The following is a 23,386-nucleotide window of genomic DNA, read 5'->3' as shown; positions in this document are numbered from 1 at the left end:
CTGCTGGGTAGAGAGTTGATTGCGTCGAGATGAGTAAGATCGATCCCACCGCGCGCGTCGAGGACGGCGCCGTCATCGGTGAGGGCACCGTCATCGGCCCTTACTGCATCATTGGCCCCAATGTCGTGATCGGGGCCAACTGCCGGCTGATCAGTCACGTCCAGATCATGGGACATACGACGCTCGGCGACGACAATGTGATCTCGCCCTTCGTCGTGCTCGGCGGCGCGCCGCAGGATCTGAGCTACCGCGGCGAGCCGCACCGGCTGGAGATCGGCTCCGGCGGCACCTTCCGCGAGGGCGTGACGATGAACATCGGCACCACCAAGGGCGGCGGCCTGACGAAGGTTGGCAACAGCGGGTTCTTCATGAACAACGCCCACGTCGCCCATGATTGCGTGGTCGGCGACAACGCGATCTTCGCGACGTCGGCGACGCTCGGCGGCCATGTCGAGGTCGGCGATGCCGTCTACATCGGCGGCCTCTCTGCGGTGCATCAGTTCACCCGCATCGGCCACGGCGTGATGGTCGGCGGCGTTTGCGGCGTGCGCGGCGACATCATTCCCTATGGCCTCGTCAACGGCCAGTACGCCGCGCTCGAAGGCCTCAACGTCATCGGCATGAAGCGCCGCAAGTTCACCCGAGAGCGTCTCGCCACTGTCCGCGCCTTCTATCAGAAGCTGTTCCACGGTCCCGGCGTGTTCGCCGATCGTCTTGCGGCCGTGCGTCCGCTGGCCGGAGAGGATCCGGCCATTGCCGAGATCCTGGCCTTCATCGAGGGGGGCCGCCATCGCGCCTTGTGCCTGCCGGAGATCGGCAGGCCGGCAACCGAGCATTGAGCGCCATGGGTGCGCAGGCCGCCGAGACCGCTCCGCCGATCGGTATGATCGCCGCGGGTGGGGTGCTGCCGTTCGCGGTCGCCGACGCGATCGTCGCACGCGGCCAGACGCCCGTGCTGTTCGCGCTGAAGGGCATCTGCGATCCGAAGCCGCTGGCGCGCTTTCGTCATCACTGGATCGGACTCGGCCAGCTCGGCAATGCCCTCAAGCTGCTCAAGGCCGAGGGCTGTCACGACCTGATGTTCATCGGCAATCTCGTTCGTCCCGCGGTGTCGGAGATCCGGATCGATTGGGGAACGCTGCGCGAGCTGCCCTATATCTGGTCGGCGTTTCGTGGCGGCGATGATCATCTCCTGTCGGGCGTCGGCCGCATCTTCGAGCGCCACGGCTTCCATATGATCGGCGTCAAGGACGTCGCCCCCAATCTGCTCGTTCCCGACGGGCGGCTGACGCGGAGCGGGCCGACCGACCTGGTGAGCGGGGACATTGCGAAGGGGCTTGCGGTGCTGCGGGCCATGGCGCCGTTCGATGTCGGGCAGGCGGTGGTCGTGATCGATGGCCACGTCGTGGCGCTCGAGGATATCGAGGGCACCGATGGGCTGCTGACGCGCGTGGCGCGCTTGCGCGCCGATCGCCGCATTCGCGCCGCTGCCGGGCGCGGCGTGCTGGTCAAGGCGCCGAAGGCCGGTCAGGATCTGCGCTACGATCTGCCGACCATCGGCCCGCGCACCGTCGAGGGCCTTGCAGCTGCGGGCCTCGCTGGGGTCGCCGTTGCCGCCGGCCATACGCTGCTTGCCGATCCGCAGGAAACGGTTTCGACAGCCGATCGCGCCGGGGTGTTCATCATGGGCGTCGCTGCGTGACGGCGCGGCCTCCGGCTGGTCCGGCCATCCGCAGGATCTGCCTTGTCGCGACCGAAGAGTCCGGTGACCGCCTCGGCGCCAGCCTGATGAAGGTGCTGCGGCAGCGGCTGGGCGATGGGGTCGAGTTCTCCGGCGTCGGCGGTCGCGGCATGGCGCGCGAGGGGCTCGTTTCGCTGTTCCCGATCGAGGAGCTCTCGATCGTCGGCTTCACCGGCGTGCTGAAGCAACTGCCGAAGATCCTGCGCCTGATCCGCGGCACGGTCGACGCGATCGTTGCGGCCCAGCCCGACGTGCTCGTCATCATCGACAGTCCCGACTTCACCCAGCGCGTGGCGAAGCGAGTTCGTGCTCGCGATCCCGCAATTCCGATCGTCAACTACGTCGCGCCGACGGTGTGGGCCTGGCGCCCCGGCCGCGCGCGGGCGATGCACTCCTATGTCGACCACGTGCTGGGCCTGCTGCCGTTCGAGCCGGAGGCGTTTCGCAAGCTCGGCGGCCCGCCCTGCACCTATGTTGGCCATCCCCTGATCGAGCAGCTTGCGAGCCTGCGTCCCAACGCGGCGGAGCAGGCGCGCCGTGATGCCGGGCCGCCGATGCTGCTGGTGCTGCCGGGCAGCCGCCGCAGCGAGGTGGCACGGCACATTGGCGTGTTCGGCGAGACCTTGGCGCGGCTGCGCGCGCAAGGCGTCGCGTTCGAGGCGGTGCTGCCGACCATGCCGCATCTGGAAGCCGCGGTCAGGGCAGGCGTCGCGGACTGGCCGGTCCCGCCGCAAATCATCATGGGCGAGGCCGAGAAACGCGCTGCGTTCAGGAGCGCCCGCGCAGCGCTCGCCAAGTCGGGCACCGTGACCCTGGAGCTTGCGCTTTCGGGCGTGCCGATGGTCACCGCCTATCGCGTCGGCGATGTCGAAGCCTTCATTCTGCGGCGGATCGTCAACGTGCAGTCGGTCATTCTCGCCAATCTCGTGATCGGCGAGAACGTGATCCCGGAATTCCTTCAGGAAGCCTGCACCGCCGACAATCTCGCGCCCGTGCTGGTCGATCTCTTGAGCGACGGCCCGGTGCGCGCGCGGCAGGTCGACGCGTTCGATCGCCTCGACACGATCATGTCGACGGGCACGGCCTCACCGAGCGTGCGCGCCGCCGACATCGTGCTGGCGACGATGCGTGGGGGACGACGACCGGGCTGATGAGTTGGCCGCTCGAGGGCTGTCACCACGAGGCGTTTCGTTGTTCCCGATCGTGCTCCGACACCGGACGCCAGGCGATCGTTCCTTCGGTGCGTGCGCGCACCTCTGGCGCGGCGAGGCAGGTGGCGAGCGCCTCGTAGCCGGGAGCGCTTGGATGAGGCACGACCTGAATCGGTGGACTGTGGTTGGCCGGGCAAAGGATGATCGTTTCATCCGGCCCGACTGCGGACAGGTCGAGCATCGCCGATGAGCGCGTCAGCAGGACCAGCGCGCGCGGTCCTGCAGTGCCCGCCAGCTGCCGGAGGTGCGCGCCGACGGACTTCTGCGTCACCGCATCGAGCCCTTGCTCCACCAGGTCGATCACCAGAACGGCCGGGCGTTCGCATTGCAGGGCGACAACCAGGGCGAGGAGGGCATCCGACTCCGTGGCGCCGTCGGCGATAAGCGAGGCCATCGCCGCATCGACACGCAACCTGAGAGCTGGGTCTGAATCGCGGCGTGTGTGCGCCGCTGCGGCGTTGTCCGATGATCGGTCAAGACCCAGAAAAGCAGCATCGGGCAAGGTCTCGGCCAGGCGCAGCGCCAGCCGCGTCTTGCCGCTGCCGAGCGGACCGGTGATGTAGGTCAGCGGTCGAACGTCGAGCGTGAACGGCTCGCCGCCCCAGGGCCAGGGTAATTCGAGGGTGACTTGGAAGGTGGTCGCGGGCGCTGCACGTCGCCGCGCCTCTTGCATGGTGGCCGCCTGACCGCGCTGGAAGCGGCGGACCTTTTCGAGCGTCTGCGCCAGTACGGCAATTCGGTCTTCGAGGGCAGCCTGATGCGCCGTCAGCACCGGCCCGAGTCCCTTCGATTGTCCCTTCAACAGTTGTTCGATCTGGGAAAGGCTGAGCCCGAACCCGCGTAATGCGACGATGTCGGTGACCCGGTCGATCTGGGCGGGATCGTAGGCGCGCCACCCGGCGGGCGTTCGGCCCGGTGCGACCAGGCCGCGCTGCTCATAGAGGCGAAGGGCCTTGGCGGAAATCCCGAGCTGTCGTGCCAGCTCGGATGGACGCAGATGCCGGACGCGAGGGCTCACGATTCATCTCCTGGGCGCGATGTTCGTAACCTCTTATCGGGGCTGCCCCTGGGGACGGGTCAATGGGCTTTGCGGTTGATGTAGACGAAATGGCGCACGGCTCAATGAGGGTACGACGAAAAAGACCCGCCCAGGCGACTGGGCGGGTCTGATGCAGGTTTGCAGTGACGTCCGACTCAGCCGCGCTTGTCCATGTCGACGTAATCGCGGGTCGCGACGCCGGTGTAGAGCTGGCGCGGACGGCCGATCTTCTGCTGCGGATCCTCGATCATCTCGCTCCACTGGCTGATCCAGCCGACGGTGCGGGCGACAGCGAACAGCACGGTGAACATCGACATCGGGAAGCCCATCGCCTTCAAGGTGATGCCCGAGTAGAAGTCGACGTTCGGATAGAGCTTGCGATCGATGAAGTACTGATCGCTGAGCGCGATCTTCTCCAGCTCCAGCGCGACCTTCAGCATCTGATCGTCGGCGTGGCCGGTCTCCTTCAGCACCGCGTGACACATCTTCTGCATGATCTTGGCGCGCGGATCGTAGTTCTTGTAGACGCGATGGCCGAAGCCCATCAGGCGCACGTCGCTGTTCTTGTCCTTCACCTTGGCGATGAAGTCCGGGATCTTGTCGACGGTGCCGATCTGGGCCAGCATGTTGAGCGCGGCCTCGTTGGCGCCGCCATGCGCCGGACCCCACAGGCAAGCGATGCCGGCTGCGATGCAGGCGAACGGGTTGGCGCCCGACGAGCCCGCGATGCGCACCGTCGAGGTCGAGGCGTTCTGCTCGTGGTCGGCGTGCAGGATGAAGATCTTGTCGAGCGCGTCGGCGAGCACCGGGTTCGGCTTATACTCCTCGCACGGCACCGCGAAGCACATGTGCAGGAAGTTCTCGGTGAACGACAGCGAGTTCTTCGGATACACGAAGGGCTGGCCGATCGTGTACTTGTAGGCCATCGCCGCCAAGGTCGGGATCTTGGCGATCATCCGCATCGACGCGATCATGCGCTGCTTCGGATCGTTGATGTCGGTGGAGTCGTGGTAGAAGGCGGCGAGCGCGCCGACCGAGGCGACCATGACCGCCATCGGGTGGGCGTCACGGCGGAAGCCCTGGAAGAACCGGGCCATCTGCTCGTGCACCATCGTGTGATGGGTCACGCGATAGTCGAAATCCTGCTTCTGGGCCTTGGTGGGGAGCTCTCCGTAGAGCAGGAGATAGCAGGTCTCGAGGAAGTCACCCTTCTCGGCGAGCTGCTCGATCGGGTAGCCGCGGTATTCCAGGATGCCGGCGTCACCGTCGATATAGGTGATCTTGGACTGGCAGCTGCCGGTGGAGGTGAAACCGGGGTCATAGGTGAACATCCCGGCCTGGGCGTAGAGCTTGCCGATGTCGATGACGTCGGGGCCCACCGTGCCGCTCAGGATCGGAAGATCGAAATTCTTGTTGCCGACGGTGAGGGTCGCGGTCTTGCTTGTGGAGTTTGCGTCCATCGTTTGTCCCCGATGCGATCGTTAGGCTTGGCCCTTGTTCTTTTTGAGAGATGGCAGGGCGGGTGTACTTTATCCAGGAGGTGCCGCACGAATGCGTATCGTATTGCCCTGTGCGCTGCAAGATGGGGTAAATGCGACCTTATGAGGTGGCCTGGTCCTTCAGACGGCCTAAAGATTCATCACGTCCCAAGATCGCCAAAACGTCGAAAATGCCGGGCGAGGTGGTCCGGCCGGTCAGTGCCGCGCGCAGCGGCTGCGCCACCGCCCCCAGCTTGAGATTGCCGGCTTCGGCAAACGCGCGCAGCGCGGCTTCCGTCGCCGGTCCGCTCCACGGCTCGACCGCGGCGAGCGCCTCATGCAGCCGGCCGATCAGGGCGCGACTGTCCGGCGTCAACAAGGCGGCGGCCTTGGCGTCAATGGGAAGCGGCCGATCGGCGAAGATGAAGGCGGCGCCGTCGATCAGCTCCAGCAGCGTCTTGGCGCGCTCCTTCAGGCTCGGCATCGCCTGCGTCAGCTGCGCGCGCGTGGTGTCGTTGAGCTTGGCTTTCAATGCCGCCCCGTTCGGCACGTAATTCAGCACGTCCTCGAACTGGCGAACCAGCGCCGCATCGTCGGTGTGGCGGATGGTGTGGCCGTTCAAATTCTCGAGCTTGGCGAAGTCGAAGCGTGCGGCCGAGCGGCCGATCGCCGGCAGATCGAACGCCTTGATCATCTCCTCGGTCGAGAAGATTTCCTGGTCGCCATGGCTCCAGCCGAGCCGCACCAGGTAGTTGCGCAGCGCCGACGGCAGATATCCCATCGCGCGGTAGGCGTCGACACCGAGCGCGCCGTGGCGCTTCGACAGTTTCGAGCCGTCGGGGCCGTGAATCAGCGGGATATGCGACATGGACGGCACCGACCAGCCGAGCGCGTCGTAGATCTGCTTCTGACGCGCGGCGTTGATCAGGTGGTCGTCGCCACGGATGACGTGGGTGACGCCCATGTCGTGGTCGTCGACGACGACCGCCAGCATGTAGGTGGGGTTGCCATCGCCTCGCAGCAGCACGAGGTCGTCGAGGTTCTCGTTCTGCCAGACCACGCGGCCCTGGACTTGGTCCTCGATCACGGTCTCGCCGGTCAGCGGCGCGCGCAGGCGGATCGTCGGCTTGACGCCGGCGGCGGCCTCTTTCGTATCACGGTCGCGCCACATGCCGTCATAGAGCCGGGTGCGCCCTTCGGCGCGCGCCTTCTCGCGCATGGCGGTCAATTCTTCCGCCGTGGCATAGCAGCGATAGGCCATGCCGCTGGCGAGCAGCTGCTCGGCGATCTCGCGATGGCGCGCGGCGCGGCTATATTGGTAGATGACGTCGCCGTCCCAATCGAGCTCGAGCCATTTCAGCCCATCAAGGATGGCGTCGATCGCCGCCTCGGTGGAGCGCTCGCGGTCGGTGTCTTCGATCCTGAGCAGCATCTTGCCGCCGCGGCCGCGCGCATAGAGCCAGTTGAACAGCGCCGTCCGGGCGCCTCCGATGTGGAGAAAACCGGTCGGGGAGGGGGCAAAGCGCGTGACGATGGGGGAGGTCATGGGCGGCAGCAACGAAATCCAGGCGGGGGGTGAAGGGCGGGGGGTGTATAGCAGGCCTATCGCATAACTAAAGCCTTCCTTGGGGGATGCGGATTTGGCAGATAGGCTGGCAGATTCCGGAGCAGGACACTCGTAATGACCACGACAGACACGGCGGCGACGGCAGAGGCAGGGCGCGACTTCATCCGCGACATCGTCCAGGCCGATCTCGACAGCGGCAGGCACACGACGGTCGTCACCCGGTTCCCTCCGGAGCCGAACGGCTACCTGCATATCGGCCATGCCAAGTCGATCGGTCTCAACTTCGGCATCGCCCAGGAGTTCGGCGGCCGCTGCAATCTTCGTTTCGACGACACCAATCCGACCAGGGAAGAGCAGGAATACATCGATTCCATCCAGGCCGATGTGCGCTGGCTCGGCTACGACTGGGGCGACAACCTGTTCTTCGCCTCGGACTATTTCGAGCGGCTCTACGACTGGGCGGAGGGCCTGATCAAGGCCGGGCTCGCCTATGTCGACGACCAGACGCAGGAGGAGATTCGTCTCTCGCGCGGCACGCTCACCGAGCCCGGCAAGAACAGCCCGTTCCGCGACCGCACGGTCGAGGAGAATCTCGACCTGTTCCGGCGCATGAAGGCCGGCGAATTCCCGAACGGCGCGCGCGTGCTGCGCGCCAGGATCGACATGACCGCCGGCAACATCAACCTGCGCGATCCCGTGCTGTACCGGATCATGCACGCCCATCACCCGCGCACCGGCGACACCTGGAAGATCTATCCGAGCTATGATTATGCCCACGGCCAGTCCGACGCGATCGAAGGCATCACGCATTCGATCTGCACGCTGGAGTTCGAGGATCACCGGCCGCTCTATGACTGGTTCCTGGACAAGCTGCCGGTGCCGTCGCATCCGCACCAGTATGAGTTTGCGCGGCTCAACCTGACCTACACGCTGCTGTCCAAGCGCGTGCTGACGCGGCTGGTGCAGGACGGCCACGTCTCCGGCTGGAACGATCCGCGGATGCCGACCGTCGCCGGATTGAAGCGGCGCGGCGTGCCGCCGGCGGCGGTGCGCGAATTCATCAAGCGCATCGGCATCGCCAAGGCCAACAGCATCGTCGATGTCGGCATGCTCGAATTCTGCATTCGGGAAGAGCTGAATCGCACGGCGCTGCGCCGCATGGCGGTGCTGCGGCCGCTGAAGGTCGTGATCGAGAACTATCCGGAAGGCCAGGTCGAGGAGCTCGAGGCGATCAACCATCCCGACGATCCCGCAGCCGGCACGCGCAAGATCGCCTTCGGCCGCGAGCTCTATATCGAGCAGGACGACTTCATGGAGACCCCGCCGAAGAAGTTCTTCCGCCTGTCGCCCGGCAACGAGGTACGGCTGCGTTATGCCTACTTCATCAAGTGCCGCGACGTCGTCAAGAACGATGCCGGCGAGATCGTCGAGCTGCGTTGTACCTATGATCCCGCGACGAGGGGCGGCAACGCGCCCGATGGCCGCAAGGTCAAGGCGACGATGCATTGGCTGCCGGCGGCGCAGTCGCGTACCGCAGAGATCCGCATCTACAATCAGCTGTTCGCCAATCCGAGCCCGAACGCGGCCGACTTCACCGCCGACCTCAATCCGAACTCGCTCGAAGTATTGACGGACGCGCGCATCGAGCCGGCGATCGCCGAGAGCGATTCGGATGCGCCGATGCAGTTCGAGCGGCAGGGCTACTTCGTGCGCGATGCCGACTCGACGCCCGACAGCCTGGTGTTCAACCGCACCATCGGCCTGCGCGATACCTTCGCCAAGGAAGTCGCCAAAGGCTGACGGCGAACTGAGACGGCGGTGCGATCACGTCTCAGTTGATCGCATCGAGCCCGGCCTCGGTCAGTGTCGGCACGCCGTCGCTGACATCGACGAGGCCGCGCTCGGTCAGCAGGGCGAGGTCCTCGTCGTCGACCGGCGACATCGCCAGCCGGTGAGCCTTGATGTCGCGCAGTGTCCAGCGCAGGTGGATCGCCTTCTCGAGCGCGAGATCGGCGAACGGGTCATCATCGGTGTGATCGTCCATTCCCCGACAAGCGACGGCCGGCGTGAAAGTTCCTATGCCCGGCGGCAGGGACAGGCCCGGGATTCCCGTTCCGTTCCGCTAGCCGGGATCTCGCAGCTTCCGGTAGCCTTCGGGTCCGGTTGGGTAGCGGGTGGTGTGGTCGGATGGCGGAGCCGGTCAGGCCGCCGGGGCGAAGGCGCGGGATCGCGGGCGCGATGGCGGATGTCTGGCCGCCGCGCGGCGCGTCGGGCGGCGCGCTCGTGGCCGGCCCTGCGCTGTGGCCCTCATTTGCGACGCGGCTGCAGGACTGGGTTCGCGCCGAGGCCGGGGCGGGGCGGCTGCTGCCCTGGGTGCCCGTCGCCTTCGGCGCCGGCATCGCGCTGTATTTCTCTGCTGATCACGAACCCGTGCTGTGGGCGAGCGCCGCGGTGGCCGTGGTGCTCTGCGCCGTCGCCGTGCTGATGCGGCGGCATCCGCTGTTTCCGGCCGCGGTGATGATCGCTGCCGCGGCGTCCGGCTTTGCCGCGGCGACCGTCAGGACCGCGCACGTGGCGCATCCGGTGCTGGCGCGACCGCTCTATGGCGTGTCCCTGTCAGGCTTCGTCGAGGCGCGCGACATCCGCGAACGCAGCGACCGCATCGTGCTGCGCGTGGCGTCGATGGAAAGCCAGCGCAATGCGATCACGCTCGCGCGCGTCCGGCTTGCCGTGCGCAAGGGGGCGGCGCCGGAGGTCGGCAGCTTCGTGCAGCTGAAGGCGCGGCTGCTGCCGCCGCTCGCGCCGGTGCGTCCCGGCTCCTACGATTTCGCCCGCGACATCTTCTTCCAGGGCATCGGTGCCTCCGGCTTCGTGACCGGGGCGATCACCACGGTGGCGCCGCCGCAGGCCGCGGGGCCCGGCCTGCGCTATGCCGCGATCATGCAGGGTTTGCGCGATACGATCGATGCGCGCATCCGCGCGCGTCTCGGTGGCGATGAGCGCGCGATCGCGACCGCGCTCCTGACCGGGCGGCGCGATGCCATCACACCGGACGTGAACGACGCGATGTTCATCTCCGGCCTCGGCCACGTGCTGTCGATCTCCGGCTATCACATGGCGGTGGTCGCCGGCGTGGTGTTCTTCGCGATGCGGGCGCTGCTCGCGCTGATTCCGGGCCTGACGGTGAGCCACCCGATCAAGAAATGGGCGGCTGCGGCGGCGCTGGTCGCGGCCGCCTTCTATCTGCTGCTGTCGGGCGCGGAGGTCGCGACCCAGAGGTCGTTCTTCATGACGGCGGTGGTGCTGATCGCGGTCATGGTCGATCGCCGCGCCATCACCTTTCGCACGCTCGCGGTGGCCGCGATGATCGTGCTGGTCGCGGCACCGGAGGCGCTGGTGCATCCGAGTTTCCAGATGTCCTTTGCGGCCACGCTCGGCCTCGTCGCGCTGGTGCAGTTCGGGCTGCCGCGGCTGCTGGCGACACCCGACAGTTCGGCGACGCAGCGCATCGCGCTGTGGGGCGGGCGCGAGATCGCGATGCTGCTGATGGCCTCGCTGGTGGCGGGACTGGCGACCACGCCCTATGCCGCGTTCCACTTCCACCGCATCACGCCCTATGGCGTGCTGGCCAATCTCGCAGCGATGCCGGTGGTCTCGGCGCTGGTGATGCCGGCAGGCCTGCTCGGCCTGCTGGCGGCGCCGTTCGGCCTCGACGGCCCGTTCTGGTCGCTGATGGGCTGGGGCATCGACTGGATGATCGCGGTGACGCGGTGGGTTGCGGCCTTGCCCGGCGCGGTTGGGCGCATCACGGCGTTCGGCATCGGGCCGATGGTCCTGGCCAGTCTCGGGCTCATTCTGTTCGGGCTGCTGCGCACGCCATTGCGCTGGTCGGGCGCCGTCGTGCTGGCGGTGGCGACGGTCTGGGCGGGCGCAACGCCGCTGCCGGATATCCTGATCTCGGGTGACGGGCGCGCCGTCGCGGTGCGCGGCGGCGACGGACGGCTGCATGTGATGCGCACCGGCAAGGACGTCTTCGTCGTCAAGGAATGGCTCGCCGCCGATGCCGATGCGCGCGCACCGGCCGATTCATCGCTCGGCGACGGCGTGTCCTGCGATGAGGCCGGCTGCGTCGCAGCGTCGGCGGACGGCCGCTTCGTCGCGATGGCGCTGCGCCCCGACGCAGTCGCGGACGATTGCGCGCGCGCCGCGCTGGTCGTGACCGCGCGTCCGGCGCCAGTCTCCTGCGCGGCCGCCGTGGTCGATCGCCAGCGCCTGCAGCAGCAGGGCACGCTGATGCTGACGCGGCACGGCAACGACTTTGTTGTCACCCCCGCGCGCGCCGTTGGCACCGACCGCCCATGGTGGCCGGCGCCGTCGGAGGCGGTCGAATTCGAACCGACGCTGGCGCCGCGAGCGCCATCGGCACGCGTGCAGGACGCCACGCCGCCGGAGCTGGAGCAGGGCGTGGAGGATTAGTTCATCCCGCAGACGCGATCAGCTCACGTGATGCTGATGCGGCGTATCGGCGTGGTCGGATTCGAACCGGTCCCCTCGACGACATCGGGGCGGCGCTCGGCCGGCTGCCTGGTGACCGGCAGTTGCAGCACGGTGACGCGCTGGCCTTCGCAGAGCTGCGTCACCAGCACATGGCGGCCGTCGGCGAACTCGATGGCATCGTGGTGGCGATCCGGAATGTGCTTCTCGATCGCGTTGAACTTGGCGACGCGCTCGCGGATCGTCCGGGTCCACAGCCAGCGGCTGTCGTAGCGGACATCCTCGGCAAAGGCGAGCTCGGTGCCGGGCAGCATGCAGACCGCGACGTTCGGCTCGCTTTCCGAGGCGAAGCCGCGGGTCGCGGTGCCGCGGAACATCGTCGACACCAGCGTCTCGCCCACTTTGGCGGGGCGGGACGCAACGGCATGGAGGCTGTAGTCACACATCGGATCGCTCCTCGTTGAGAGATAGCCGACCCACGCTTCCCCCCGGACAGGCGCAGGCCTCTATCAGAGTGGACATCGATGGTGATGTTAGCGCGTGCTTCGCGGCAATTCTGCGCTGATCTGCGCGGCGTGCCGTCGCGCACGATCACAAGCGTTTGAGTATGCCGCGTTGCACATCCTTCGGTGCATTTCGCAGAGCGATGATCGCTTCCAGACGCAGGAGTCCGCGCCGCGATCGCAGATCGCGTGCGCGACGTTGCGATGCGCGTCAGTATTTGCGGTAGAGTCCGACCAGCTTGCCCTGGATCTTCACCCGGTTGGGCGGCAGGATGCGCACCTCATAGGCGGTATTGGCAGGCTCCAGCGCGATCGAAGCACCGCGGCGGCGGAAGCGCTTCAACGTCGCCTCCTCGTCGTCGATCAGCGCCACCACGATGTCGCCGGTGTCGGCGGTCTCGTTGCGCTGGATCAGCGCCATGTCACCGTCGAGGATGCCGGCATCGACCATCGAATCACCGCGCACCTCGAGCGCATAGTGATCACCATTGCCGAGCATGTCGGCAGGCACGCTGATCGTGTGGCTGCGGGTCTGCAGCGCCTCGATCGGCGTACCTGCGGCGATGCGGCCCATCACCGGCACCGCCACGGGGCGTTCGCCATCGTCGAGCGCAGGTGTCGAGGTTCGCACCTTGCCGAGATTGCCTTCGATCACCGACGGCGTGAAGCCGCGGCGGTTGTTGGCGGCCTGCGACAGCTCGGGCAGCTTGATCACCTCGATGGCGCGAGCGCGATTAGGCAGCCGCCGAATGAAGCCGCGCTCTTCCAGCGCGGTGATCAGGCGGTGGATGCCGGACTTCGAGCGCAGGTCGAGCGCATCCTTCATCTCGTCGAAGGACGGCGGCACGCCGGCTTCCTTGAGCCGTTCGTTGATGAACCGCAGAAGTTCGTACTGTTTGCGCGTCAGCATCTCGACTTGGTCCCCAGTTTGATGTCGTCTGAAATCCGTAGGCTCTGAATCTTGGCGAAGAGTCCGTGAGCGCATGGATGTCGGACGATCCGTAATTCGCGGCGCCCGCAACATACTAAAAACAAATCATGAACGGACACTATATGTTCGATGTGTGTTCCGCAATCCTTAAATTATGATGAACAGGCCGGGCTTTGCCGGGGGGACCGCGGGCTCAGTCCGGCAGGCGCATGATCTCGCAACGGCTGCCAGCCGCAGCCTTGGGCGCAAACGCCGGACGGATCACAAGCGCCTGGGACAGCGCGAGATTCCCCAGCAACGAGGAGTCCTGCTGGGTCACGGGGGTCGCGATCAGGGTGCCGTCGGGACGCTCCTCGAGGCGCGCCCGCAGATAGTCCTCGCGCACGTCGTTGGCGCCGAGCTCGCGGCCGAGCAGCGCGGTCTCGCGCGGCAGATGAAGCTGCGCGCGGCCGAGCAGGCGGCGAATCAGCGGCACCAGGAACAGCATGGCGCAGACATAGGACGAGACCGGATTGCCCGGCAGTCCGATCACCCTGACGCCGCCGAGCCGGCCGTGCATCATCGGCTTGCCCGGCCGCATCGCGATCTTCCAGAACGCCATGTCGACGCCCTCGGCGTCGAGCGCCTGCTTGACCAGGTCGTGGTCGCCGACCGAGGCGCCGCCGGTGGTGATCAGGATGTCGGCCTCGGCCTCGCGGGCGCGGCGGATGCCAGCGACGGTGGCGGCAAGCGTATCCGCGGCAATGCCGAGATCGACTGCTATCGCACCCTCGCTGCGCACCAGCGCGCGCAGGGCATAACCGTTGGAATAGACGATCTGGCCCGGGCCCGGCGTCGAGCCCGGCATCACCAGCTCGTCGCCGGTGGCGAGCAGCGCCACCTTCGGCCGGCGCCGGACCGGCAGGGCCGGGTGGTTCATGCTGGCGGCCAGCGACAGGTCGCGGTCGCTGAGCCGGCGGCCGCCCTCGAGCAGCACCATGCCTTGCTTGAAGTCGACGCCGGCCGGGCGGATGTGGCGGCCCTTGATCGCGGCTTCCGTGATCACGACGTGGTCGCCGTCGGCGACCGTGTCCTCCTGGATCACGACGGCGTCGGCGCCGTCGGGCACGACGCCGCCGGTGAAGATGCGGGCGGCCTCGCCGGGGCCGAGGGCGCGATCGAACGGCCGGCCGGCAGCGACCTCGCCGATCACCTTCAGCCGCGCCTTGACGCGATCGGCATCGGCCGTCCGCACCGCATAGCCGTCCATCGCCGACATCGCCTCGGGCGGCTGCGTCCGCAGCGCCGCCAGGTCGCGCGCCAGCACCCGGTGATGGGCCTCATCCAGGGCCACCAGTTCCTCAGGCAGCGGCGCGGCGCCCGCGAGCACCGCGGCCAACGCATCGGACACCGGCATCAGGGCCATGGGAGTTCCTTCGGACGGAGACGAACGAGTCGAAAGACCAGCCTTCTAACCGAATGCGCGCGGTGCGGCCAAGCCGTAACGGTCTGCCGCCAGTTCATCGACGCCTGCCGGATCCGCCGTACCTGCGCGACTCCGCCAGTTGGGGCTGCCGGGGGCTCGCCGTTGCGGCACGGGTCTCACGATCCGGCGAGAAACCCTGCGATCAGCTCGGTCACCTCGTGCGGCCGCTCCAGGCTCGGCAGGTGCGCCGTTCCGGTCAGCTCGTGACCCGATCCGTTCGGCATCTCTGCTGCGATCAGGCGGCTTCGCTCCTGAATATGAGGAAAGTCCAGGTCGCCCCAGATCACGCGTGACGGCGCGGCGATGTCGCCGAGCTGCGCGAAGGCGGCTGTCACGTCGAGGTTCGCACCCGCCGCGGGCGCACGCAGCGCAGCTGCGTTCTTCTCCAGAAACATCTGCCGGAGCCCGCCCGAGACACGGCCCTCGCGCTGCAGCGGGCCGTCGACCCAGAGATGCGCCTTGATGCTGCTCACCCGATCCCAATCGCGGGCCGACTCGGCGGCGGCGAGCGCAGCCATCAACGCCTCGATCGCAGGCGGGTACACCGGCTCCGGTGCGCCGCTGATGGAGGGCGCGATCAGCACGAGCGCGTTGACTCGAGACGGATAGCGAAGCGCGAAATCGAACGCGATGCGGCCGCCCTGCGAGCAGGCGACCAGCGTTGCCGGCCCGCCCTCGGCGAGCGCATCGATGACGGCAAGCAGATCAGCCACCGGGGAATGATCTTTCCCATCGGCGACCGTCTCGCCGAAGCCGCGCCGATCATAGGCGATGGCCGTGTGGGTCTTCGCTATGCCCACCATCTGCGCCCGCCACATGCTGCGGTCGAACACGGCGGCATGCAGGAACACGACGGGATCACCGCGGCCCGCCACCTCGGCTGCGAGCCGCGCGCGGCCGGACATGATGTGATGGAGAGAGCTCATCTCGAAGCGCTATCCTGCAGTGGCGCGACAGGCGGCGCGCTCGGTCGTGTGCAGGATATCCGCGACCGCGTTTCTCAGCCAGACCGAGGCTGCGTCACGATCGAGCTGCAGCGGCCAGACCATCGAGACCGCCGGCAGCCGCAGCTTCAACGGCGTGGGACAGAGCGTCAGCCCGAAGCGCGGCCCGTAGAGCCTTGCCATCCGGGTCGGTATCGTCGTGATCACGGGTGAGGCGGCCACCGTCGCCAGCACGCTCAGGAATTCCGAGGAGGCCGAGACCACGTTGAGCTCGGTCTCGATCTCATCGAGCGCTGCCTCCAGGCAGCCCTGCAGGCTGTTGGTCAGCGTCACCAGCGCGTGCGGGAGTGACAGATAGTCGGCAAGGCCGATCGGCGTTTTCACCGCGATGTGCTTTGGATTGTAGACGCAGCTCAGCGCCTGCTCGAACAGCAATTGAGATCTGTGCCGCTGCGCGACGGCCTCGAAGCAGCCGACCGCGACATCCAGGGCTCCCTCGTCGAGCAGTCGGTGCGCCTCGTTGCGCTCCGTCGGTCGGCTGAGAAGCCTCAATCCTGGTGCCGATCGACGCAGCACCGCCGTGAGCTCGGGGATCAGCAGCAGCTCCACCTCGCTGGAAAAGCCGAAGCGGATGGTGCGCTGCTCGGTCGCCGGGTCGAACTCGGGTGTGGCGTGCAACGCGGTCTGCATCTGCCCCAACGCAGCTCGAACCGGCCCTGCGAGCACCGCAGCCCGCGGTGTCGGCTGCATCACGGTGCCGACGCGGACGAACAGCTCGTCCTGCAGCAGCACGCGAAGCGTCGATAGCGAATGGCTCATCGCCGGCTGCCCGACCTTGAGACGCGCGGCTGCGCGCGTGACGCTGCGTTCCTGCATCAGCGCGTCGAACGCGACCAGCAGGTTCAGGTCGAAGGAACGAAGATCGAAGTGGTCGATGGACTGCATGAGTTGGATCGATTTGAGGAATGTAAGACCTAGTCGTAGATCTCGGCCGAGACAAGATCATCGTTCGGATCGAGGCCGCCAGACATGCAGGACATCACGACCCATCGCGTCGGGGACGCCACCGTCACCAAGATCTTCGAAATCGGCCTTGATGCGGTCGACGGTGAATTTCTCTTTCCGGGCATCGACCCCGACAGCATCGCCCGGGAACGCGGCGGGTTTGGGCCGGGATCGGTCGATCCGCGGACGGGATCGTTGCGCCTCAGCATCCACAGCTGGCTGGTGCGGACGCCGGGGCGGGTGATCCTGATCGACACGGCCACCGGCAACGACAAGGAGCGGCCCGGTGCTGCCGTCCTGCACCACTTGAACGAGCCTTTTCTTGATCGGCTGCGGGCCGCGGGCGTCGGCCCCGGCGATGTCGACCTCGTCCTGATGACGCACTTGCACGCCGATCATGTGGGCTGGAATACGCACCTCGTGGATGGCCATTGGGTGCCGGCGTTTCCGAACGCACGGTACGTTTTTTCCGGCCGCGAGCGCGCCTATCTGGCGGCATTATCGGCCGGCGACGGCTCGGATGCCGCGATCAGAGATGCCGCCAGGCTCGGCCCGATGCTGCATCCACCGCTGGCCGGGGTCTACGAAGACAGCGTGTTGCCGATCGTCGAGGCGGGCCTCGTGCGGGAGATCGTGATCGACGGCTCGGAGGTCGTCGACGGCTTTCGCTTCGTGCGTAGTCCCGGTCACAGCATCGATCACGCCTGCATCAGTCTCACCTCGCGCGGCGAGCGCGCGCTGTTCTGGGGTGACGTGATGCATCATCCGCTGCAGGTCGCGCGTCCGGACTGGAACTCGGTCTATTGCGAATTCCCGGAGGCGGCGCGGCGCTCGCGCCGATGGGCGATGGACCACGCCGCGGAGACCGGATCCCTCGTGTTCACCACCCACTTCGCCGAGTCCTCGGCCGGGCGCATCAGCCGCGACGGCGACCGGTTCGCGTGGCACTTCGTTTGAGCTGACATGACCATGATCAAAAACGTCTCGTCCTCACCGCGCATCGTGTCCGAGAGCCGGCTGATTGCCGGCCCCGAGTCCGATGTGAAGATTCATCTCATCAACAAGCGCCTCGCCGATCTGCCACGCTTCTCGGCCGAGCGCACGCTCGTGATGATGCACGGCGCGACCTTCTCGTCCGCAAGCCTGTTCGATGTTGCCGTGGCCGGCGCGTCCTTCATGGATGTGCTGGCGCAGGCCGGCTACGACGTCTGGGCCGTCGACGCGCGCGGCTATGGCGGCTCCAGCCGGCCGCCGGACATGTCGCGGGCGCCTGAGGAGGGCGCGCCAGTGGTGACGGCGCGAACCGCCGTCCAGGATTTCGCCGCTGCTGTCGACTTCATCTGCCGGGACCGCGAGATTGTCAGCGTCAACGTGCTCGGCATGTCCTGGGGCGCCACCATTGCGGGCGCGTTTGCGAGCGCCGCGAGCGCAAAGATCGAGAAGCTGATCCTGGTGACGCCGCTTTGGCTGTCCAAAGAGCCGCTGCGCATCGATGCCGGCGGACCGCTCGGCGCGTACCGGATCGTCAGCCCGCGCGCGTTCGAGGCCGCATGGCGCGGCGCGGCCCCGGAGCATGCCCGACACGACCTGATCCCTGACGGCTGGTTTGAGATCTGGGAGAAGGCGGCCTTGGCGACCGATCCGGACTCGCCGCACCCTGACACGATCCGCGCGCCGTCCGGTGCGGTGCAGGACGTGCGCGTGCATTGGACCGCGGACAATCCGTTCTATGATCCCGGCGCGATTGCCTGTCCGGTTCTCGTGCTCGCTGCGGAGTGGGACGTCGATGTCCGTTTCGACATGGCGCACGACCTGTTCGTGCGCCTGGCGAGCGCGCCGTACAAGCGACTGGTCGAGATCGGGCAGGGCACCCACATGGTTCTCATGGAACGGAATCGGCAGCAGGCGTTCGATGCGGTGATCGGGTTTCTGAATGAACGCGTCGCTCCGGCGAGCTGATAGCAGCTTTGCCCTTTCAACCTGCCGCGCAAATCTGCGGGCGCCACACGGTGCGGCCACACACGGCGGCATGCCGGAAGACGACGGGATCAACTCGGCTCGCCACCGCGGTTGCGAGCCGCGCTCGGCCGACGATGATGTGATTGGACTAAGCTGATGGTCCAGACGGCCGGTCGTGCCGTCCCCTAGACCGGATGTCGAATCCATACATTGGGTTCGACATAGGCTGCATGGTCGTGCTCGATCGAAGCGAGCAGCGGCACCAGGGCGCCAGGGATCTCGATCTCGCCCGAGCGATCGAGCGTCACGTCCGTCCGTTCTGACCACTCGGCGCAGGTGCCGACGATCGTCATCGAGCACGGCGCGATCTTGACGATCTCGCCGCCGATGCCGAGATGCGTCCGCAGCCAGGAATCTGAAAGCGTCCCGTCGGCGCGCCGCTGACCGAGATAGGCATGCATCGGCATCCGCGGCTGCAGATGCTTCTGGTTAGGGCGCACCGGCGCGTAAAGCTCGGCAAAGCCTTTCGCTCGCGCACATCCCTTCAGCGCGGCGAGCATCACGAGCGAGCTGCCCGGCACGCGCGCCCTCGGCAGCAGTGCGATCTCCAGCGCGCTCATCGTTGTCGGCCGCCGCCCCAGCATGCGATCCTCGTGCCCCCAGCGGATCACCTCGTCCCAGCCCGAGTCCGGCAGCTCCACACGGCCTTCGATGCCGAACGCGAACGGAATGGCGAACGCGCGCCCGACCACCTCGTCGCCGGCGAGCGCCGCGAACGCGCAGTCCGCGTAGTGATCGAACACCGGCTGGTCATAATACAACATCGCCGTCCGGTCCTGCCGCATGAACTCGGGCCAGACGTTGTTCAGCTCGGCCGAGAACACGCGCCGTATGAGGTCGGGCCGGTCGCGCAGGGAGATGATGTCGAGGTTCATAGGTCTCCCACCGTTGCAGCACGCCGCAGGCCGGCTCAGCCTTGCGGCAGGACATTCAACCTTTCGCCGACCGCCCGATACAGGCGCGGAGCGATCACCATCGGGACCAGTATCACGGCAGGACCTCTGCGACGAGCAGGCCGACGCCAGCCAGCGTGCGTGTGTATCAGGGGGAGCCAACCAAGGAGAGCACCGACGGGCCTATCATGATCAACCCCGCGATCGGGACGAGCGCCAGAGACGTCACCGCAACGATATGCCAAGCGTGTCGGTCGCGGTCGTGGACTGCGTTTTGCCGCGCGCTGGGAGCATCGACCGGCGCGGCCGGAAACAGCATGAACAGACGCACCATCAGCATCCATGCGACGAGACGTGCCAACACCGGCGACAGTCAGGGGCGCAGGCGATACAGCCGCAAACTGCTGCCGTAGATGGTCGAGGTCATGAGCCAGCGGCCGTCATCGGACATCTGCAGCGGACGCTGGGCGATCGATGCGATGCGCTGCCGCTCACGTCCGGTCGCTTCGTCGCGCACGACCAGCTCGCCGCCTTTGCTGGTGATTTGCCAAAGTGCTTCGATGCGCAGCCCATGGCCGGAGATCACGCGTTTCAGCCGCACGTTTGCCGGGTCCAGTGCCAGATTGTTCGGCTCGTCTTCGTGTCCGATGAGGGCGCCAGTCCTGGTGTCGACGATGAGTATCCGACAGATCCAGGACAAAGGTCCCGTGCTGACCGGAGCGGTGGCCGGTACGCCACAGTATTTCAATCTGGCCGTATCGTCGCGATCGATGTCGGCAAATTGGGCCGTCAGACCTCTGGTCAGTTCCGGTGGAGGTGAGACGGCAACGACCTCGCGCCGCCTCGTCAGATCGTGGATGCGGAAGGGCAGGTGAGGCTCCGGAAGCTGCCAGGCCCACACGGTGCTTTCAACGCGCTTCAACCCGCGCAGTACGCCGCTGTCGGCGGCTGCGCCGAAATACGCGATATCTCCGACCCGCAGTGTCGGCACCTCGAGCCGCAGCGCCATGACGTCGCCCGGCTGAGGCGTCGTGGGGGGATCGCACGCCAGCCAGACGCTCTTGCCGTCGGCAGAGAACAACAACGGATCTTTGACGAAGGATTCGCTGCAGCGGGGCTGCTGGTCCGAAAACTCTCCGGCCGAGCTCAGGTCCGGCCACGTATAGAGCCGAATGCGGCTCAGGCGCGTCTCATAGCGGGTATCGGGAATGGCCAGTGTCGCGCCATTGCTGCGTAAGGCCAGGTAATGTCCATCGGGACTCCACGCCAGATGATGGCGTTCCGATGGTTGGAGCGCATCAGCGAGCTGTCGGGTGGGGCGCCCCGTCGCGAGATCGACCAGTCGCAACGCGTGATCGGCATCGCGCACGATTGCCGTCTGTCCGTCAGGCGCAATCGCTGCATCAGGCCAAGGTCCCAGCAGCAGCGCAACGTCGTGGGAATAGCTGATGATCGGCTCGCCCTGCGAGCGGTCGTGCGACGGCGCAATCGACAACGCCCTGCGGAGCTCGGGAGCGCCGGCCATGATGCCGTTTCGGCCTGCGAGGTATCCGACGAACGGTGCCAGCATCGCGATCAGAAGCGGAGCCGTCAGCAGCAACACCAGACCTCCGGCGCGATGCAAGGCAAAGATGGTTCCGGGCCCATTTGCCCGTCGGTTGCTCATCGCGACGACGGGGATCGCAGTCGTTGCGCCCCAGACGGCGCCGAGACCCGCACGGACCGTCAGCTTGTCGAGACGCTCAGGCCATGACAGGCCGTTCAAGGCCCAGTCGTCGATAGCGTAACGATGGGCGTGCAACGTCGTCAGCTGCTCGGCGATTGACGCCACGCACGCCCCGAGGACCGAGGCGAACAGCACGAGCCGCGTGGCGCCGCGCAGCCCTGATGCCTCACCGATGATCCAGGAAGGAACAAATGATGTCATAGCGCCGGCCACTGCCGTCCAGAGCAGGAGCGGTCCCCAAGGCAGCCCCACGATCTGCATCATCGTGAGCGGTCCATCCGAATGCAGGGACATCGCCGCGAGTTTCAGCTGAACGCTCGGCGCGAGGCGTGATCCGAAAAGGACTGGTCCGTAGCTTTCGCGACCATATTCGAGCATCAGCCACAACAGGATGGAGATCAGGAGGCCGAAAAGCCAAAGCACGATGCTGAACCGCGGCAGCACGCTCTTCAAGACGAGTGCTTGCAGCACGGGCGGGGTCAACAGTGCGACGCCTGCGAGGATCAGGAGGCCCCTCATGATCAGCTCGCGATACGCTGCGTCGCGCGCGACGATCTTCAAGAGAGCCGTGGCCGCCACGGTGCTGCAGACCGGAACGAGCGCCGCCACGGCAATCCAGGCGAACCAGGTCGACCAGGTGATGGGCCGCAGACCTTGGTTGCTGCGCCCTGCAGGCGAAAGGTCGCGCACTGGAAGATCATCGCGGTTGATCATCACGAAACTCGCGGCTGAGATCGTGGTCATTGCCACGCCGTCCGACATCAGCGGTCGGCACCGCCATCGGACAAGCGGCATGTTCGACAAACCAGCGCATTCGGCCACAACTCATCGGCTGATCTGTCCGGCCATGTGCGGCATTGTCCGCGGATTTGAGCGTTCGTGCGGATCGCGGGCGACGCACTTGGGGACGCACTTGGGGAGGGTCTGCAAGTCACTCAACAGGTGCCACGTCGAAACGTCGGACCGCATGATCGATATTTTTCACTTTCTAATTTTCAGAAACGGTGCTATGTTGATTTGGTCCCGTGCTCGATAGGAGGGGCGCTTCGCGATCGTCACGAACGTGGAGCGCGGGACGCGGTGGGCGCAGCCGGTCGCAGCATGATCCGATCATGCCGACGAACGACCGGTCGCGCACGGCGAAGTCGTATGGTCCTGGCATCCCGACGCTGATGCCAAGCCGGCGGTGATGATCCGCTGGTGACGGGGGCAAAAAAGCCCGGTCCCCGGGGAGAGTACGTATAAGTCGTAAAGCCATCGCGCAGGGAATGCCGGATGTTCGGCTGAACCTGTGGTGACTGCCGCCTGCTTTCTTGTTGCAGGCGGGCCATGGGTGAGGCCTTCACCCGGCATTCCCTGCGCCCTCCGACTGGAGGAGGGTGAACGAGATCAGCACAACTCGGGCAGATCGAGCCGCGAGAACAATTTTGCATGATTGGGCGTCGCCATTGCGAGCGCCGCGAAGCAGTCCAGAGTCACACGAGAAAGATGCTCATCTGGCAACTCTTGTCCTTTGCGATTGGCGGAGCACGATGTCGCGCAACCGTCATTGCGAGGAGCCGAAGGCGACGAAGCAATCCAGAATCGTATCGCGGAGGGATTCTGGATTGTTGCGCAGGGACAATGCGGAGCTTGTGGACGGGTCCCGTCCCCGACCAGTAATGATCCGAGTCTGTCAGCCATGACGCGTCCTTTTGAGACGCGATCAGACGTCCAGCGCCTCCAGCGCCGCAGCGACGTCATCCGTCGAGCGCACCAGGACCGCCTTCAACCCGCAGGCGCGCGCGCCGTCGACGTTCTCGGCGAGATCGTCGAAGAACACGATGCGCTCCGCCGGCACGCCGATCGCCTGGACGACGTGAGCGTAGGCCTCGGCATCGGGCTTGCGCAGCCCGATCGACGACGACAGGAAAATCTCGCGGAAGTGACCGAGCAGATCGGCATAGCGCGGCGAGAAGTGATCGATGTGCGGCTGGTTGGTGTTGGAGAACGCGTAGAGCGGCAGTTTGTCAGCCGCGCGGGCGAGCAACGGGGCGATGCCCGGCATCGGGCCGACGAAGATCGCGTTCCAGCCGTCGAGAAACTGCGCGTCGGTGATATCGATGCCGAGTTGGGTGCGCAGGTTGGCGAAGAACGCGGCGTCGGAGACGGCGCCGCGCTCGTGCTGATGATAGATCTCGTCTCGCACGAAGCGCGCGGCGATATCGTCCGTCGTGCCGCCGGCGTGCGCGGCCCAGCGCGACGCGACCTTGACGAAATCGATGTCGATGACGACGCGGCCGAGATCGAACAGCAGCGCATCGGCCATGCCGGGGCGGAGGTCGGGCGGAAGCATGTGACGGAGCGTCGTCCTCTGGTCTTGAACCGCGA

20 protein-coding genes are annotated in these 23,386 nt (G+C 66.5%); 7 read left to right on the top strand and 13 right to left on the bottom strand.

What is annotated here, in order from left to right; translation table 11 throughout:
- Nucleotides 1-29 precede the first annotated feature (29 nt).
- Genes lpxA through lpxB form a run of 3 tightly spaced genes read left to right on the top strand, consistent with a single transcriptional unit; the run spans nucleotide 30 to nucleotide 2,892 of the window.
- Nucleotides 30-839, top strand: a complete 810-nt coding sequence (lpxA, locus tag LQG66_RS06740; protein WP_231324669.1) for an acyl-ACP--UDP-N-acetylglucosamine O-acyltransferase — start codon at nucleotides 30-32, stop codon at nucleotides 837-839.
- Nucleotides 840-844: 5 nt separating this feature from the next.
- On the top strand, nucleotides 845-1,702 hold the full coding sequence (locus tag LQG66_RS06735) for an LpxI family protein (RefSeq protein WP_231324667.1): 858 nt from the start codon (nucleotides 845-847) through the stop codon (nucleotides 1,700-1,702).
- A complete protein-coding gene (lpxB, locus tag LQG66_RS06730; protein ID WP_231324664.1) occupies nucleotides 1,699-2,892 on the top strand; it encodes a lipid-A-disaccharide synthase in 1,194 nt (397 codons plus the stop codon). The genes LQG66_RS06735 and lpxB overlap by 4 nt, the downstream gene beginning before the upstream one ends.
- A gap of 22 nt (nucleotides 2,893-2,914) precedes the next feature.
- On the opposite strand, the gene LQG66_RS06725 is transcribed toward lpxB, so the two are convergent.
- From LQG66_RS06725 to gltX, 3 genes are all read right to left on the bottom strand, one after another.
- On the bottom strand, nucleotides 2,915-3,970 hold the full coding sequence (locus LQG66_RS06725) for a MerR family transcriptional regulator (protein ID WP_231324662.1): 1,056 nt from the start codon (nucleotides 3,968-3,970) through the stop codon (nucleotides 2,915-2,917).
- Between the two features lie 176 nt (nucleotides 3,971-4,146).
- Nucleotides 4,147-5,451 (bottom strand): citrate synthase, encoded by a 1,305-nt coding sequence (gltA, locus tag LQG66_RS06720; RefSeq protein ID WP_231324660.1) that lies wholly within the window; start codon nucleotides 5,449-5,451, stop codon nucleotides 4,147-4,149.
- Between the two features lie 139 nt (nucleotides 5,452-5,590).
- Nucleotides 5,591-7,015, bottom strand: coding sequence for a glutamate--tRNA ligase (gltX, locus tag LQG66_RS06715; protein WP_231324658.1), 1,425 nt, complete (start codon nucleotides 7,013-7,015; stop codon nucleotides 5,591-5,593).
- A gap of 135 nt (nucleotides 7,016-7,150) precedes the next feature.
- Here gltX and LQG66_RS06710 point away from each other — a divergent pair, with 135 nt between their 5' ends.
- Nucleotides 7,151-8,836, top strand: a complete 1,686-nt coding sequence (locus LQG66_RS06710) for a glutamine--tRNA ligase/YqeY domain fusion protein (RefSeq protein WP_231324656.1) — start codon at nucleotides 7,151-7,153, stop codon at nucleotides 8,834-8,836.
- A gap of 31 nt (nucleotides 8,837-8,867) precedes the next feature.
- On the opposite strand, the gene LQG66_RS06705 is transcribed toward LQG66_RS06710, so the two are convergent.
- The gene (locus LQG66_RS06705) at nucleotides 8,868-9,080 is read right to left on the bottom strand and encodes a hypothetical protein (RefSeq protein WP_231324654.1); all 213 of its coding nucleotides are present in this window, start codon (nucleotides 9,078-9,080) and stop codon (nucleotides 8,868-8,870) included.
- Nucleotides 9,081-9,223: 143 nt separating this feature from the next.
- Between LQG66_RS06705 and LQG66_RS06700 the strand changes: the two genes are divergently transcribed.
- Nucleotides 9,224-11,512, top strand: coding sequence for a ComEC/Rec2 family competence protein (locus LQG66_RS06700; RefSeq protein ID WP_231324652.1), 2,289 nt, complete (start codon nucleotides 9,224-9,226; stop codon nucleotides 11,510-11,512).
- A gap of 23 nt (nucleotides 11,513-11,535) precedes the next feature.
- Here the strand turns inward: LQG66_RS06700 and LQG66_RS06695 are convergent, their stop codons facing one another.
- The 5 genes from LQG66_RS06695 to LQG66_RS06675 form a co-directional block, all read right to left on the bottom strand.
- Nucleotides 11,536-11,976, bottom strand: a complete 441-nt coding sequence (locus LQG66_RS06695) for a hypothetical protein (protein WP_231324650.1) — start codon at nucleotides 11,974-11,976, stop codon at nucleotides 11,536-11,538.
- A 268-nt stretch (nucleotides 11,977-12,244) separates the two neighbouring features.
- Complete coding sequence (gene lexA / locus LQG66_RS06690) at nucleotides 12,245-12,943, bottom strand: transcriptional repressor LexA (RefSeq protein WP_172109545.1); 699 nt, start codon at nucleotides 12,941-12,943, stop codon at nucleotides 12,245-12,247.
- Nucleotides 12,944-13,157: 214 nt separating this feature from the next.
- Nucleotides 13,158-14,369, bottom strand: coding sequence for a molybdopterin molybdotransferase MoeA (locus LQG66_RS06685; protein ID WP_231324647.1), 1,212 nt, complete (start codon nucleotides 14,367-14,369; stop codon nucleotides 13,158-13,160).
- Nucleotides 14,370-14,545: 176 nt separating this feature from the next.
- On the bottom strand, nucleotides 14,546-15,355 hold the full coding sequence (locus LQG66_RS06680; RefSeq protein WP_231324645.1) for an alpha/beta fold hydrolase: 810 nt from the start codon (nucleotides 15,353-15,355) through the stop codon (nucleotides 14,546-14,548).
- Nucleotides 15,356-15,364: 9 nt separating this feature from the next.
- Nucleotides 15,365-16,318 carry a LysR family transcriptional regulator gene (locus LQG66_RS06675; protein ID WP_231324643.1) on the bottom strand — a complete coding sequence of 318 codons (954 nt, stop codon included), beginning with the start codon at nucleotides 16,316-16,318 and terminating at the stop codon, nucleotides 15,365-15,367.
- An 84-nt stretch (nucleotides 16,319-16,402) separates the two neighbouring features.
- Between LQG66_RS06675 and LQG66_RS06670 the strand changes: the two genes are divergently transcribed.
- Both LQG66_RS06670 and LQG66_RS06665 read left to right on the top strand, forming a co-directional pair.
- The gene (locus LQG66_RS06670) at nucleotides 16,403-17,335 is read left to right on the top strand and encodes an MBL fold metallo-hydrolase (protein WP_231324641.1); all 933 of its coding nucleotides are present in this window, start codon (nucleotides 16,403-16,405) and stop codon (nucleotides 17,333-17,335) included.
- 6 nt (nucleotides 17,336-17,341) lie between these two features.
- Nucleotides 17,342-18,337 (top strand): alpha/beta hydrolase, encoded by a 996-nt coding sequence (locus LQG66_RS06665; RefSeq protein WP_231324640.1) that lies wholly within the window; start codon nucleotides 17,342-17,344, stop codon nucleotides 18,335-18,337.
- Nucleotides 18,338-18,522: 185 nt separating this feature from the next.
- Here the strand turns inward: LQG66_RS06665 and LQG66_RS06660 are convergent, their stop codons facing one another.
- The 4 genes from LQG66_RS06660 to LQG66_RS06645 form a co-directional block, all read right to left on the bottom strand.
- Nucleotides 18,523-19,182 (bottom strand): hypothetical protein, encoded by a 660-nt coding sequence (locus LQG66_RS06660; protein WP_231327712.1) that lies wholly within the window; start codon nucleotides 19,180-19,182, stop codon nucleotides 18,523-18,525.
- A 256-nt stretch (nucleotides 19,183-19,438) separates the two neighbouring features.
- Nucleotides 19,439-19,624, bottom strand: a complete 186-nt coding sequence (locus LQG66_RS06655; RefSeq protein WP_231324638.1) for a hypothetical protein — start codon at nucleotides 19,622-19,624, stop codon at nucleotides 19,439-19,441.
- A gap of 39 nt (nucleotides 19,625-19,663) precedes the next feature.
- Entirely contained in the window at nucleotides 19,664-21,760 is a 2,097-nt protein-coding gene (locus LQG66_RS06650) for a YncE family protein (protein WP_231324635.1), read from the bottom strand.
- Nucleotides 21,761-22,721: 961 nt separating this feature from the next.
- Nucleotides 22,722-23,351: an HAD-IA family hydrolase gene (locus LQG66_RS06645; protein WP_231324633.1), complete on the bottom strand. Its 630-nt coding sequence runs from the start codon at nucleotides 23,349-23,351 to the stop codon at nucleotides 22,722-22,724.
- Between the last annotated feature and the right edge of the window lie 35 nt (nucleotides 23,352-23,386).

This window comes from Bradyrhizobium ontarionense (assembly GCF_021088345.1).
In the GTDB taxonomy this organism is placed as follows: domain Bacteria; phylum Pseudomonadota; class Alphaproteobacteria; order Rhizobiales; family Xanthobacteraceae; genus Bradyrhizobium; species Bradyrhizobium ontarionense.
This window is presented reverse-complemented; position numbering and strand designations above follow the sequence as displayed.